Consider the following 13499-nt stretch of genomic DNA (forward strand, 5'->3'; position numbering starts at 1 on the left):
CGACCCGGCGGATGCCGCACCGCCACTGCAGCTTCGGCACCGAGGCCACGCGGAACAGTTCGGTGACCGGACGGTCCTGGCCGTCACCATGCGGCGCGCTCGTCTCAGCCTTGCCCGGTAGAACCGGTGTCAGAAATCGGGTGTCATCGCTACCGTTCGCTTCCCGTGCCGTCACTCCGCAACAGCACAACTTATGGAGCGAATTCGCTGGGATACAGTGTTCTGATGCCCGAAGAAGCGCATCCCACACCAGTGGTGCGTGTCGGAGCGGAAGCGGGGTCCGATGGTGCTACCGCAGCCGTGGGGGGATCCGATGCCGACCTGCTCTCGCTCGCATCACAGCTGTGCTTTGCTCTGTATTCCACATCCCGATCGATGACCGCGGCATACCGGCCGTTTCTCGAGGGGATGGGTGTTACCTATCCGCAGTACCTGGCCCTGCTGGCGTTGTGGGGGCGGCCCGCGATGACCATGAAGGAACTCGGCGAACAGCTGCAGCTGGACTACGGCACGGTCTCACCGCTCATCCAGCGACTTCAGGCACATGGTTTGGTCGAGAGCGTCCGGAGTGCCAACGACCGCCGTGCCGTCGAACTACGCGCCACCGAAGCCGGACGCGCACTGCAACCACAGGCCCGGCAGATGATCGAGGCGGTCATGGCGGAGGTCGGCTATCCGATCGAGCATCTCATCCGGCTGCGCGACCAGGTCAACGCGCTCGGCGCCCGCCTCGACGCCGCCGTTGCCGAGCGATCCGGCCGGTAAGCGCCGTCCGCCCTGAGTCGCGCGCCGAGTTCAGGCGTCGAGTAACTCGGGCCTGCCGACCGCGCGGACACAGAAGGTCGGCGCGAGTCTACAGTCGGCGGAGGGTCGTGAAAATCTTCTTGGCCGACTCGATATCGATGGCACCCGGCACGCCGCGATCGGAGACGATCACCGCGACCAATGTCTCGTTGCCACTGGTGAACCCGAACGTGTACACCGAATATCGCGAGCCGCCGCAGGGCTCGAGTGGGCGGGTCGTGCCGGTGGTCTCGACCATCCACCCGGCGATACCGCCACCCGCAGTGGTCAACGGCACGGCGGGGCCGGGCCTGGCGTCTTTGGTATCGTCCCACCCACCTTGGGCACCCGAACGACCGAAATCGACGGCAGCAGCGGCCGGATCCGAGATGTCTTTGGAGCGCGAAATCCACGATGCGGGCCCTCCCGAGGTCTCGCAGGTGGCCCGCTTGAAGTGGGCATATCCCTTGCCGGTGAGCCGTCCCCGAGAGCTCTCCACGCCGCCGATGACGGATGTGGACTCAACCGTCCAGTCAGCCGGAACTTCGTACGCCACACCGCGTTCGGGTGCCGACACCGTCTGGTTGATGTTCGCGGGGGGCGTCTCGATGCGAGGTGCCGATGGCGTACTCGTCGTGGATGTCGTCGACCGCGCGTTCTTCTTGGACGAGACCGGGGCCGACTGCCCGGGCATCCTCAGCACGGAAGTCGTTGCGCCGCTCGCGCCGAGCACGTACACATCGCCGGACCTCGTCACCTCCACAGCCTCGGGCGAAAGCGGCGTGGAAAGCGCCTCGGGAGCGCCGGACCCCGACGGAAAACGAAGAATCTGCGGTTTCACGCTGGACTCGGGAACAACGTAGAGATCGCCGCTGTCGCTGATGGCGATGTCGGCGACCTTTCCGGGGACCGCGTCGATCCGCACCGGCACGGACGTGCCGGCGGCAAGTTTCCATGTGGTGTTCGCGTTCCAGTTCTTTTTGTCGACGACGACGATGTCTCCGACATTGTTGACCGCAACCTCGCTGATCTCCTCGGGGCCCGGAAACGGCTGCACGATAACAGAATTCGACCCTGCGGGCAGCTTCTTCAGCGATCGTCCACCGCCTGCGATGTAGATGTCACCCGTGTTGCTCACCGCTATCGAACGGGGATACACGTCGTGGCCGGTAGGAACCGGGATCGGTGTGGCGGAGGCGGCCGATACCTTCAGGATTCCGTCGAACGTCGACGGCTGCGGGCCCAAGAACAACTCGTTACTGCTCGCGCCGACATAAAGATCACCGGCGTCCGTGGCCGTGAGCGAGAGGAGGCCGGACGGCCCGATGCCGGGGACCGTGGCCGCGGCGCCGGTGGCCGCGGACCTTTTCCAGACTCCCGATCCAACACCTTGGGAAAAGCTGCGTGAGTCGAAGAACCACATATCACCGGCACCGTCGACCGCCATATTGTCGACAGATTGCAGCTGCGCCGGAAGCGCGATCGTCGTCGGCGTTCCGGGCCGTGCCCTGCCCGCAGGAGCATCGCTGCGGCTGGACCCTAGGGAGGTAAGGATCGCTGCCACGATCACGGCGACCACGATGACCAACGCGAGGACGATCACGACTATCGCGCCCGCGTCGAGCTTGTCATGCCCCGGCCGCTCGACGACGTTCGCCGACCGTGTCGGTATCTGCTGTGCGAGCGGCGGTGACACGGTGGCGCCGCTCGCCGAGGGATCCTCATCACGCGGCGACATTGTGGGCGCAGCCGCGGACGACGTCAACGCACCCGGCGGCGGTGCGGGAACGGGTGTCCGTGCGGACGGTGCCGGATGCGGTGGCGCTACGGGTTCGAGGTGCGCGAGTACCTGCGCCGTGGTGAGGCGGGCAGCGGGTTGTTCGGCGAGGCAGCCGGTGATGACGAAGCGCAGTCGGGTTTCGGGTATGCCGGTGAGGTCTGGTCGCAGCGTGGCGATGCGGTGCAGCAGCGTCGCGGCATCCGCGTCTCCGAACGGCGCGCGGCCGGTCAGCGCGAATGCCAGCACGCCGCCCAGGGAGAACATGTCCGATGCTGGCCCCGTCGGTACAGCGGCGAGTTGTTCCGGTGCTGTGAATACCGACGGCTCGGGCTGCGTGGGGACACCGAAATCGACGACACGGAGCCCGGCTTCGGTGATGATGACCGACGATGGGGTGAGAGCACCGTGCACGAGACCTGCGTCGTGGAGGGCGGACAAGGCGTGCGCGACACCTGCGGCGATGCCCTCGACAGCCAGTGGCGGTAGCGGCCCGCGTTCGGCGATCAGGTCGCGCAGCGAGGGTCCGGCAACGTATTCGGTCGCAATCCATGGCCGCGGCGCATCGGCGTCGGCGGCCGACACGACCGGTGTGAAGTCGCTGTGCACGGTCCGGGCCGCGGCGAACGCGCGAGCAAGCTCCATGCGGTCGGCGGCGTGGTGGGGGTGCATGGCCCGGATGACGACCTCGGTCGCGTCGGCTGCGCGACCCAGGTAGATATCGCCGACGGAGTCGGAGCCGAGTCGGCCGAAGAGTGTGTACGGGCCGATCGTCGAGGGATCGGTGTCGCGCATAGGCAGGGTGTGCGGGCCGGGTTGCACGGACGGCTCGGTGAAGGATGTGCTCGATTCGGCTGGCGGCACTGGGTCAGGAGTTGGTCGGGGTTCCTCGGTGGCCGCCGTCGAGGCAGATGCGGCAGCGGTGCCCGCCGGGCGGGTCCACGGCGTCGGTGATGACGGGGTGCGTGGTGTCGGCGCCGACCCGGTGCCGGGTCGACCGTCCAGGTAACTCGCGCGGATCTCCTGCCAGCGCTGGATTTGGATGATTATGGTCCCCAGGCAGATTGCCGCGACCGCCAGCACACCGGTTTGGATCAGCTCCACCGCGATCAGGCCCCATCCGCCCGCGGGGCCGACCCCGTACACGAAGTACTCGCCGGTTGTTTTTCCTCTCGGCTCCGGTGCGCTCAATCGGATCGTCACGACCGTGAGTGCCCAGCCGACCAGGAAGGACAGCCACCACGCGGTGACCAACGGCCCTGCCGGACGGCCACGCAGTACCGGTGCGTCGGCGGGGGTTCGTGGGTCGCTCGCGCGCAATACATCGGCGATGACCATGTGTGGGAACCAGAGGTTGACCACGGGACAGAACCAGCCGCCGATCACCCAGCCGATCGACAGTCGATGCCGTGCGGCGCACAGCATCTCGACATTGCGACGCGCGCGCCATAGCCACACGATGACAACGATTCCCGCGCACAGCAGCAACCACGACGCGATGCTGCCGGCCCAGGTGCTGGACTGCCATTCCTTGCGCATGTGTTGCGGTTGGTCCCAGCTTCTCTCGAAGTCCGCGAGGGTTACCCAGTCGATGATCGCGCTGACGAACAACATGACGACCGCCCCTGCGATCAGGGTGATCGCCGCGGCCCCGAACGGCCCGAGCGGACGGATGCGCCCACCGTCGCGCGCAATCGCGACTTGCCGTTGCACTGACATGCCTTAATCCCTTCTGCACCAGCAAATGACAGCTGCCCCGGTTCCCCTGGCCAACTGTCCCACGACATCACTTCGCCCGAGGTGACGCTGACATCAACTGGTCGATCCGGGAAAACGTTGGGTCGCAACCCGATCGCCATCCAGCCCCGGCCCGCCACGCATCATTCAGCCGATCCCTCAGCACGTTCGATCGGACGTGAGATAGTGACCGCAGTATCTGAACATCTCGCGCCGCGGCGCACGCTCCGAACCACACGGCCACTTGGCCGTTGGTGAGTACGACATGCAGATTGCCGCTGTCGGCACCGATCGAATAGACAGTGTTTTCCGCGGAGCCGGGTCGGCCCGCGCTGCCGTCGCTGACCGGCGTCCGGTGGTGGGCGGCGTTCGCGGTATTCGTGTTGCACGCCTTGGTGTTCCTGCCGGTCTACCCGTTCCAGAAGTCCGAGCTATTCGCGCAGATCCACTGGTGGGTACCCATGCAGCTGGGGCGGCGGGGGTCACCTTCTTCTTCGTGCTATCCGGATTCATCATCTACTGGTCGTTCCGGCCCGGAATGTCGGTGCGCGGCTTCTATCGGCGGCGAGTGCTCAAGATCTATCCCATGCATCTGCTGGCCGCGCTGGCCTTTGTGGTGGTGGCGAGTGTGCCGCTGTCACGGCTGGTCGTGTGGATGCCGAATCTGCTGCTCGTGCACACCTGGGTACCGAAGTGGACCACCGTGGGCGGACTGAATGTGCCCGCCTGGTCACTGGCCTCGGAAATACTGTTCTACCTCAGCTTTCCACTGCTGCTTCCGCTGATCATGCGTATCCCCACCCGGCGGCTGCTGCTGGCCGTGGGGCTGCTGCTGTTGGGCATCCTCGCCCTGCATACCGCCTACTACCTGTGGGTGCCCGGCCCGAAGGGGATCGCCAATACCTTTGCGCCACGGCTGCTTCCGGGTGAGGCCTCCCCGTTCTTCGAACTACACGCCGATCCGCGCTGGTTCGCCCAACCCGATATCCCGGTTTCGCTGTCGTACTGGTTGAGCTACAACTTTCCGCTGTCCCGGCTGCCGGAGTTCTTCCTCGGCGTCCTGGCGCCCCGCATGGTGCTCGAAGAACGTTGGCGCGACACACGTCTCACGCCGCCCCTGCTGGCGCTGGTCGGTGCGTACGCGGCGACCTGGCTGGTACCGGTCAACTACAAGATGTCGGTGCTGATGCTCGCACCGATGACAGCGGTGGTGGCCACCCTCGCCGCACGCGATCTGCACGGAATTCGCGGTCTCAACGCCCATCCGCGCATGATATGGCTGGGCAACGTCTCCTACGCCTTCTACCTGATCCAATTCCCAGTAATGGTGCTGATCACCCGGAATCTCATCGGCGGCAAACAGTTCGGCATCCTCGGCTGGGCCGGATTCGCAATATTGAGCCTGATCGTCTCGACCACCATCGCTGCGGTGCTGTACCACTGGGTGGATCTGCCCATCATGCGCCGCTTCGCTCGCGCGAAACGAACCACCGAACCGCAGCCGACACCGACCTGAACCGCCGTGCCTCAATGGCTCCGCCTCCGGGTGGCCGTCCTCAACGGTCACTCGATCTCGACATCGACTTCTGCGATCCGGCCGGCCGGTAATCACCGTCCGCCTGAGCCGCGCGCCGAGTCGTGCGGTTCAGGCGTCGAGTACCTGGGCCTGCCGATCGACCACCGGCGGTTCGGTGGACCAGGGGAAGTTGATCCAGCGGTCGGTGCGCCGCCAGACGTATTCGCAATCGACCTCGGAATGCGGTTTCTGGTACACGACCGCGCAGCGCACCTCGGCGACATGATCGATGCAGAAGTCGCGCACGAGTTTGAGGGTGGCGCCGGTATCGGCCACATCGTCGGCGATCAGGACCGTCGCGCCGGCCAGATCGACCGCCTGCGGGACCGGCGGCAGCATGACCGGGAGATCGAGGCGCTGATCGATACCGGTGTAGAACTCGACATTCATCACGTGCAGGTTCTTCACGTCCAGTGCGTAACCGAGCGCCCCGGCGACGAATAGGCCACCACGCGCGATCGAGAGGATCAGATCCGGTTCGAACCCGTCTTTGGCGATTTCGGTGGCGAGCTCGCGGCTCGCCGTCCCGAATAGTTCCCAGGTCAGCACTTCCCGATCCGCCATGGATCCTCCATCTCCCTCGATGCCGCTGGGCAAGAGCATACGACCAGCAACGACGCGGCGTTCCCCACTTCGGTCCGGGGAATTAGGGTGGGTCGGGTGCGGATCTATCTGGCCGGCGCGACCGGCGTCATCGGAACGCGGTTATTGCCCTTGCTGCTCGAGGCCGGACACGAGGTTGCGGGAATGACCCGGTCTGCGGCCAAGGCCGATCAGGTGCGTGCCGCCGGTGCGGAACCGGTGGTCTGCGATGTGTACGACCTCGACGCGCTCATCGCCGCGGTCGTAGCCTTCGGGCCCGATCTGTTGATGCATCAGCTCACCGATCTCCCCGACGATGCCGCGCTGCTCCCGGAACTCGCCGGTGCGAATGCGCGCATCCGTTCCGAGGGCACTCGCAATCTGATCGCCGCCGCGCAGGCTGCGGGCTCGAAACGCTTTGTCGCCCAGAGCATTGCGTGGGAGCCGCCAGCCGGTCGCGGTGCCGTCATCCAGGAACATGAGGCCGCGGTACTCGATATCGGCGGTGTGGTCGTCAAGTACGGCCAATTCTATGGTCCGGGTACGTACTACGAATCCGAGCTGCCCGATCATCCGCGCGTGCACGTGGATGATGCTGCCGCGCGGACGGTTTCGCTGGTCGATGCGCCGAGTGGCGTGGTGGTTATCGCGGATCCCGCCTGATCCTCGGCGCGACTGGCTGCTTCGGGTCGTGGCCGTGCCGGTCGGTTTGGAATACGGTGGCGGGGGTGATCGCCCGGATCCGCTCACATCCGCCGAAGGAGACCCGCTTGCGCAACACGCTGCTTGTCACGTCCGTACTCGGTGCCGCACTGGTGGCGATGCTGCTGCCCGCTGGCGCTGCCGGTGCTCAGGCGCCGAGCGACGGTCCGCTGAAGGTGCAGGCGAGCACCGGCACCGATCAACTGCCGGTGACGGGTGTCGGGGTCGGCATCACCACATGCGCCGCCGGCCCGGTGCTTGCCACCTTGACAACCGGTGGCGATGGAACCGCGACGCAGGCCTTCCCGAACGGCTGCTACCAGGCGCAGGTTACCTCCGTGCCCTCCGGTTGTGAGCTGGCGAGCATCGCCTACGTCCAGGTCGACGTGGCACCCGGCGCGACGCCGCTCGCAAGCTTCCAATTCCGCTGCGCATAAATCGATTTCGACTCAGCAAGGCGGGTGTGGTCGACCGCTGCGGCAGACCGGAATCCGCGGTGATGCGGCCTGAGTAGGACGCTGCCGCGCAGTTCCGTCGGGCAGCGGCGCAGTGTCGCACCCCGGTTGCGATGACGCATAGCGCACAAGCGATATGCGGCTACGACAGAGGGTGTGCACTGTCCAACGCACGGCGTGCATAGGCGCGCACATCCGCATCGGTGTCATCGATCGCGAGCTTCAGCGCATCATGCGCCGCCCCGCTGTGCGGCCAAGTGGCAAGCGACAACACTGCCGCCTTGCGCACGTCGAGGTGCGGATCATGCAACGCTTCGGAAAGCGGGATGACGCCGAGATCGGGGGCCGCGCCCGCGAGACCCCGCGCCGCACCCACCCGGACCTGCCAGGCCGAGTGTGCGAGCGCGCCGACAAGTAGCGTGGTGTCATCTTGTGTCACACCGAGACTCGCGAAGGCGGCCAATGCGGCGGCACGCACGAGCGGATCTGGATCCTCGGCCAAGGCGTGCGCGGTTTCGGTGCCCTGACCGCCGATCGCCGACAACCCGTGCGCGACGGCAATGCGTACTTCGCGGTTTTCATCGGTCGCCGCGGCGGAAACGGCCCGCCAGTCATCGAGCGACACCAGCGCCCGCACGGCCTCGATGCGCACCCGATAATCCGAATCAGTCAGCGCCGCAACGAATTGCGCTGCGGATCCGGCTCGCAGCGCGCGCAGCAGATCCACGACGGTCGCCCGGACGACGGGATCGGGGGAGTGGAGTCGATCGGCGAGACCGGTCGAATCGGGAAGCACCTCAACGAGTTCGCGCAGGCTGGCCGCGGCCGCCGCGCGAACGGATGCCGCGTCATCGTCGAGCGCGCCGATCAATACCGACGTGAATCCCTCGGGGGTGTTCTCGGTCAGGACCGACAGTGCCGCCACCCGAACACCGGCGTCGGCATCGGACAGATAGGTCGAAAGGTCCGGCACTGTAGGAGAATCCAGGGCGAGCAGGCTGACCAGTCGCGGTGACGGTGGTGTGGTCGATGTGCGGACGGTGCGCGGTGCGTCGGCGGGTGCGCGCCCACCGATGAGTTCCGGCTGCGCGACCGGGACCGCGGTGGTGTCGGTCGAGGGCAGGTCATCGAGACCGGGCACCGGTACCAGATATGGCGCCACCGGCCGCTTCAGGAATTCCATCGCGCCATCGGAGTTCTTGCGCAGGTTCAGGTGATAACGCCACTCGGTATCGTCGCGCTGCGGCAGATCGGCACGTTCGTGATAGAGACCCCACCGTGACTCGGTGCGGGTCAGTGAACTGCGCGCCGCCATTTCGGCGCAATCGCGGATGAAGGAAACCTCGACCGCGCGCATGAGCTCATGCGGTGTGCGGGCACCGATTTCGGCGATCTCACCGCGCATCCGCTCGAAGGTCTCGACCGCGATCGACAGTTTCGCGGCCGTCTTCGGCGGCGCGACATAGTCGTTCACGAATCGTCGCAGCTTGTACTCGACCTGGGGCTGCGGCGGGCCGTCGGGCTGATGTAGCGGTCGATAGATCAGTTCGTGGGCCTCCGCCAGCTGGTCTTCCGGAAGTTCAACGGGCGCAGCGATTTCGGGTAGTGTGGTCGCGGCGTGGCCGCCCGCTAGATCGCCGAATACGAAAGCGCCGATCATGTAGTTGTGCGGCACGCACGCCAGATCACCGGCCGCATAGAGGCCGGGCACGGTGGTGCGGGCATGTTCGTCGACCCACACGCCGGACGCGGAATGTCCACCGCACAAACCGATTTCGGAAATGTGCATCTCGATATCGTGGGTGCGGTAGTCATGGCCGCGGTTGGCGTGGAAGGTGCCGCGGGTCGGGCGTTCGGTGGTGTGCAGAATGCCTTCGAGGGTTGTGAGCGTCTCGTCGGGCAGATGCGACACCTTGAGATAGATGGGGCCGCGCGCGGATTCGATCTCGCGCTTGACCTCCGACATCATCTGGCCGGACCAATAATCGGAGTCGACGAAGCGTTCGCCCTTGGCGTTCACCTGGTACCCGCCGAACGGATTGGCGACATAGGCGCAGGCCGGACCGTTGTAATCCTTGATGAGCGGATTGATCTGGAAGCATTCGATACCGCTGAGTTCCGCGCCGGCGTGATAGGCCATCGAATACCCGTCGCCCGCATTGGTCGGATTCTCATAGGTGCCATACAGATAACCCGATGCGGGCAATCCCAAGCGGCCGGACGGGCCGGTCGCCAGGATAACTGCCTTTGCGCCCACCGCCACGAATTCGCCGGTGCGCGTATTCAATGCGGCCGCACCGACCGCGCGACCAGCATCGGTGAGCACCCGCACCGGCATGAGCCGGTTCTCGATGCGGATCTTCTCGCGCATCTTGCGTTGGCGCAGTACGCGATACAGTGCTTTCTTGACATCCTTGCCCTCGGGCATGGGCAGCACATACGACCCGGAGCGGTGCACCCGGCGCACCGCGTACTCGCCGTACTCGTCCTTCTCGAACTTCACGCCGTAGCGTTCCAGTCGCTGCACCATGGCGAAGCCGCGGGTGGCGGTCTGATAGACGGTGCGCTGGTTGACGATTCCGTCGTTGGCTCTGGTGATTTCGGCGACGTAGTCCTCGGGCTCGGCCTTGCCCGGAATCACCGCATTGTTGACCCCGTCCATGCCCATGGCCAACGCACCGGAGTGCCGCACATGCGCCTTCTCCAGCAGCAGCACATCGGCGCCTGCTTCGGCGGCGGTCAGTGCGGCCATGGTCCCGGCGGTGCCGCCGCCGATGACGAGCACATCGCAGTCGAGCCGGATCCGGTCGGATAGCTCGGGAATATTCACAACTTCTCCAGGATTTCGGCCTTCACCGACCGGCGGTCCGCGGGTGTGCGCGGTTCGGGCACATCGACCACGGTGTGCAATACGCCGCCGCCGAGTACCGCGATGCGGTCGCCGAGCAGTAGCGCCTCGTCCAGGTCATGGGTGACGAATACGACGGTGGTGGGGTGAGCGCGCCAGGTATCGATCAGCAGGCGCTGCATGGTTGTTCGGGTTTGGGTGTCGAGTGCGCCGAACGGTTCGTCCATCAGCATCGCGCGCGGCGATCCGGCGAGACTACGTGCCAGTTGAACTCGCTGACGCATGCCGCCGGAGAGGTCGCGCGGAAGGTAGTCGCCGTAGCCGGTGAGCCCGACCTCCTCCACCCAATGCCGGGCACTCGCCTTGCGTTCGGTGCGCGGTACCTTGCGCAACTGCAGTGCGAGCTCGATGTTCTGGCGCACGGTGCGCCACGGCAGCAGCGCATCATCCTGGAAGACCAGGGCCCGATCGGCGGACGGTCCGGTCACCGCGATGCTGTCGGCGCGGATCACGCCCTGGTCCGGCTTGCGCAGTCCGGCGATGGCCCGCAGCAGCGTCGACTTACCGCAGCCGGATTTGCCGACCACGACCAGGATTTCGCCGGGCGTGATGGCCAGCTCGAGGTTTTCGAGCACCGTTTTGCCGCCGTAGGCGATGCGAATTCCGTCCAGGCTCAACCGCATCCCGGTCGTCGTCGGGGTAGCGGGTGCGGTTGTCGTGGTCATTCGGCGACCTCCCTCGGCAGCCAGCGGGTGATTCGACGTCCGGCCAATTCCACGATTCCGGAGGTGCCGAAGCCGAGGATGCCGATGGTGATCATGCCGACGAATACCGCCGGATAATCGACGATGGTGTAGGCCTGCCAGGTCCGGTAGCCGATGCCGAGTCGCCCGGAGATCATCTCGGCCGAGATGAGGCAGATCCATGCCACGCCCATGCCCACCGACAGACCGCTGAAGACGCCGGGCAGGATGCCCGGGAATACCACTCGCACAAGGACATCGGTGCGCGATGCGCCCAGTGTGCGCAGTGCGTCCTCCCAGATGGTCGGCAGTGCGCGCACCGCGTGCCGGGTGCTGACCAGCACCGGGAACAGCGATGCCATGAAGGTGATGAAGACGATGCCGGATTCGTCGCTCGGGAACAGCAGGATCGCCACCGGCACCAACGCGATGGCCGGAATCGGCCGGGCCAATTCGGTGAGTGGTCCGAACACCGCGGCGAAGAGCCCGGAGCGGCCGAGACCGATGCCCGCGACCACACCGACCACGGCCGCAAGCCCGAATCCGGTGAGAATGCGGATCAGCGATTGCGCGACATCGACATAGAACTGGTCCGACTGCAGCTGCTTGCCGAATTCGCGGATGATCTCGTTGACCGTCGGCAGCGTGTCGAAGCGCAGCCACCACCGCACATTATTGGCGGTGAGCAGCTGCCACAGTCCGATCGCTGCCGCGACCGACGCCACCTGGAGCGCCCGGGTACGCCATGCGGAACTTCCACGTACTTCGGCGGTTTGATCACCATCGGTCGCGGTTGGGCCGACCGGGTCCGCGGTGCGCCCGCTCGTTGCCCGGCCATCGGTCAATATCGAGGCGCTGCGCGATGCGGTCATGGTCGCACTTCCGTGACGGCCTGGTCGTAGGAGATCGCCGTCGCGCCCGGGTGCGCCTGCCGATAGCGCTGCGCGGCCGCCGGTGTCGTGAACGGCAGGAAGCTGGCACCATCGCGCAGCCACACCGCCTTATCGGCGAACCAGCGCGTGCCGAGTTCGGCATCGGGCACATAGGCGGCGCGGATGGCCTTGCCCTGTGCCTTGGCCGCCTGGACCGCGCGCAGCAGGCAGGTCGGATCGGCGGCTGGCTGCGGTTGATCCGTGCCGTCGAGCCACAGCTCACCGGCCTGCGCGGCGTTGCTCACCGGACGCGCGCAAACCAGGTCGGTGCCGGCTATACGGCTCGGGTTGACAGTGGAGGCCACCGCTTGGTCGTAATCGCCCGCGCCGTTGTCGGCGAATGCTTTGCGCAGCGGCGTGGGATCGACGAACTTATCGATATCGAGTTCGGCGAAGTCGCCGATCGACTTCAGATACTGCACATCGCCTTTGAACGCGTCGATCAGACTGGGCTTGAGGGTGGTATCGAAAGACGTTCCGCCGGGCCCGTTGTAGAGGTACACGACCTCCTGCGGCAATCCGGAACCGTCCGCGACGATCTTGGCGGCTTCGAACGGCTTCTCGTTCAGGAACTTCGTGGCATCGAGTTGGGCGGCGAGGAAGGCTTGCAGCACCTCGGGGTGATCGGCGGTGTAGGAGCGCCGCGCGACCACGCCGTGGAAGGTGGGCACGCCCAGTTCCGCACCGTCGTAGAGCAATTTCGCCTTGTTCTGGAAGACCAGCAGCCCGGGCCAGGCCACGAACTGTGCCAGCGCGCCGACCTGGTGCGATTCCAGTGCGGTCGCCCCGATCTGCGGCTGCTGGTTGAGCACCTCGACGCCCTTGGCCGGATCGACGCCCGCCCGCGAGAGCGCCTGCACCAGGGTGCCGTGTCCGGCCGAGCCGACGCTGGCCGAAATCTTCTGCCCGGCCAAGTCGTCGACCCTGGTCGCCGCCGAATCTTGCGGGACCACAACCATATTGAGCGCACCTTTGGGGTTGTAGCCGGTCACTGACACGAACGCTGTCTTCGCGCGCTCATTGGACTGGGTGCGAGATCCGTTGATCAACAGCGGATAATCGCCCATCGATCCGATATCGATCTTCTCGGCCAGCATCTGCGCGGTGATGGGCGCACCGGTGTCGTAGTCCTGCCACTCCACCTGGTACTTGGCGCCGCCGCTGTCGGTGATCTTCTGTAGCCGCTGTTCCAGATAACCCTGGGCGCGCAGCAGAGTGCCCGCGGTGACGGTATTGATGGTCTTGGACTGGTAGCCGACGACGACCTTGACGGTTCCGGCGGGGGTGCTGTCGGAACTCTGCAGGGAGCAGCCCACCACGGCGAGTGCGACGGCGAGCAGCAGGGGAGCGAGGCGTTTCTTCAT

At 65.9% G+C, this 13499-nt stretch carries 10 protein-coding genes; 4 read left to right on the forward strand and 6 right to left on the reverse strand.

The annotated features are described in order from the left end of the window. The first annotated feature begins 225 nt into the window (after positions 1-225). Complete coding sequence (locus ACIBI6_RS05435) at positions 226-765, forward strand: MarR family winged helix-turn-helix transcriptional regulator (RefSeq protein ID WP_396955404.1); 540 nt, start codon at positions 226-228, stop codon at positions 763-765. Positions 766-853: 88 nt separating this feature from the next. Here ACIBI6_RS05435 and ACIBI6_RS05440 read toward each other — a convergent pair whose 3' ends face one another. Next, on the reverse strand, positions 854-4279 hold the full coding sequence (locus tag ACIBI6_RS05440) for a DUF4328 domain-containing protein (RefSeq protein WP_396955405.1): 3426 nt from the start codon (positions 4277-4279) through the stop codon (positions 854-856). A gap of 469 nt (positions 4280-4748) precedes the next feature. On the opposite strand from ACIBI6_RS05440, the gene ACIBI6_RS05445 reads away from it, so the two are divergent. Continuing rightward, a complete protein-coding gene (locus ACIBI6_RS05445) occupies positions 4749-5813 on the forward strand; it encodes an acyltransferase family protein (RefSeq protein ID WP_396955407.1) in 1065 nt (354 codons plus the stop codon). A 129-nt stretch (positions 5814-5942) separates the two neighbouring features. Here ACIBI6_RS05445 and ACIBI6_RS05450 read toward each other — a convergent pair whose 3' ends face one another. After that, positions 5943-6437, reverse strand: coding sequence for a phosphoribosyltransferase (locus ACIBI6_RS05450; protein WP_364343602.1), 495 nt, complete (start codon positions 6435-6437; stop codon positions 5943-5945). Positions 6438-6533: 96 nt separating this feature from the next. On the opposite strand from ACIBI6_RS05450, the gene ACIBI6_RS05455 reads away from it, so the two are divergent. Together ACIBI6_RS05455 and ACIBI6_RS05460 are read left to right on the forward strand one after the other, a co-directional pair. Continuing rightward, positions 6534-7118, forward strand: coding sequence for an NAD(P)H-binding protein (locus ACIBI6_RS05455; protein WP_396955408.1), 585 nt, complete (start codon positions 6534-6536; stop codon positions 7116-7118). A gap of 65 nt (positions 7119-7183) precedes the next feature. Continuing rightward, entirely contained in the window at positions 7184-7594 is a 411-nt protein-coding gene (locus tag ACIBI6_RS05460; protein ID WP_364343596.1) for a hypothetical protein, read from the forward strand. A 160-nt stretch (positions 7595-7754) separates the two neighbouring features. Here ACIBI6_RS05460 and ACIBI6_RS05465 read toward each other — a convergent pair whose 3' ends face one another. Genes ACIBI6_RS05465 through ACIBI6_RS05480 form a run of 4 tightly spaced genes read right to left on the reverse strand, consistent with a single transcriptional unit; the run spans position 7755 to position 13499 of the window. After that, positions 7755-10442 carry a fumarate reductase/succinate dehydrogenase flavoprotein subunit gene (locus tag ACIBI6_RS05465; protein ID WP_396955409.1) on the reverse strand — a complete coding sequence of 896 codons (2688 nt, stop codon included), beginning with the start codon at positions 10440-10442 and terminating at the stop codon, positions 7755-7757. Beyond that, the gene (locus ACIBI6_RS05470) at positions 10439-11185 is read right to left on the reverse strand and encodes an ABC transporter ATP-binding protein (protein ID WP_396955410.1); all 747 of its coding nucleotides are present in this window, start codon (positions 11183-11185) and stop codon (positions 10439-10441) included. Before ACIBI6_RS05470 ends, ACIBI6_RS05465 begins: the two co-directional genes overlap by 4 nt. Next, the gene (locus ACIBI6_RS05475; protein ID WP_364343587.1) at positions 11182-12075 is read right to left on the reverse strand and encodes an ABC transporter permease; all 894 of its coding nucleotides are present in this window, start codon (positions 12073-12075) and stop codon (positions 11182-11184) included. The genes ACIBI6_RS05470 and ACIBI6_RS05475 overlap by 4 nt, the downstream gene beginning before the upstream one ends. Further along, positions 12072-13499, reverse strand: coding sequence for an ABC transporter substrate-binding protein (locus tag ACIBI6_RS05480; protein ID WP_396955411.1), 1428 nt, complete (start codon positions 13497-13499; stop codon positions 12072-12074). Before ACIBI6_RS05480 ends, ACIBI6_RS05475 begins: the two co-directional genes overlap by 4 nt.

It is taken from the genome of Nocardia sp. NPDC050412, from assembly GCF_044458825.1.
Classification (GTDB): Bacteria; Actinomycetota; Actinomycetes; order Mycobacteriales; family Mycobacteriaceae; genus Nocardia.

Excerpts from the sequence above, each read along its gene's own strand:
- ACIBI6_RS05435 (WP_396955404.1), top strand. The coding sequence starts at position 226 with ATGCCCGAAGAAGCGCATCCCACACCAGTGGTGCGTGTCGGAGCGGAA.
- ACIBI6_RS05440 (WP_396955405.1), bottom strand. The coding sequence starts at position 4,279 with ATGTCAGTGCAACGGCAAGTCGCGATTGCGCGCGACGGTGGGCGCATC.
- ACIBI6_RS05450 (WP_364343602.1), bottom strand. The coding sequence starts at position 6,437 with ATGGCGGATCGGGAAGTGCTGACCTGGGAACTATTCGGGACGGCGAGC.
- ACIBI6_RS05470 (WP_396955410.1), bottom strand. The coding sequence starts at position 11,185 with ATGACCACGACAACCGCACCCGCTACCCCGACGACGACCGGGATGCGG.
- ACIBI6_RS05475 (WP_364343587.1), bottom strand. The coding sequence starts at position 12,075 with ATGACCGCATCGCGCAGCGCCTCGATATTGACCGATGGCCGGGCAACG.
- ACIBI6_RS05480 (WP_396955411.1), bottom strand. The coding sequence starts at position 13,499 with ATGAAGAAACGCCTCGCTCCCCTGCTGCTCGCCGTCGCACTCGCCGTG.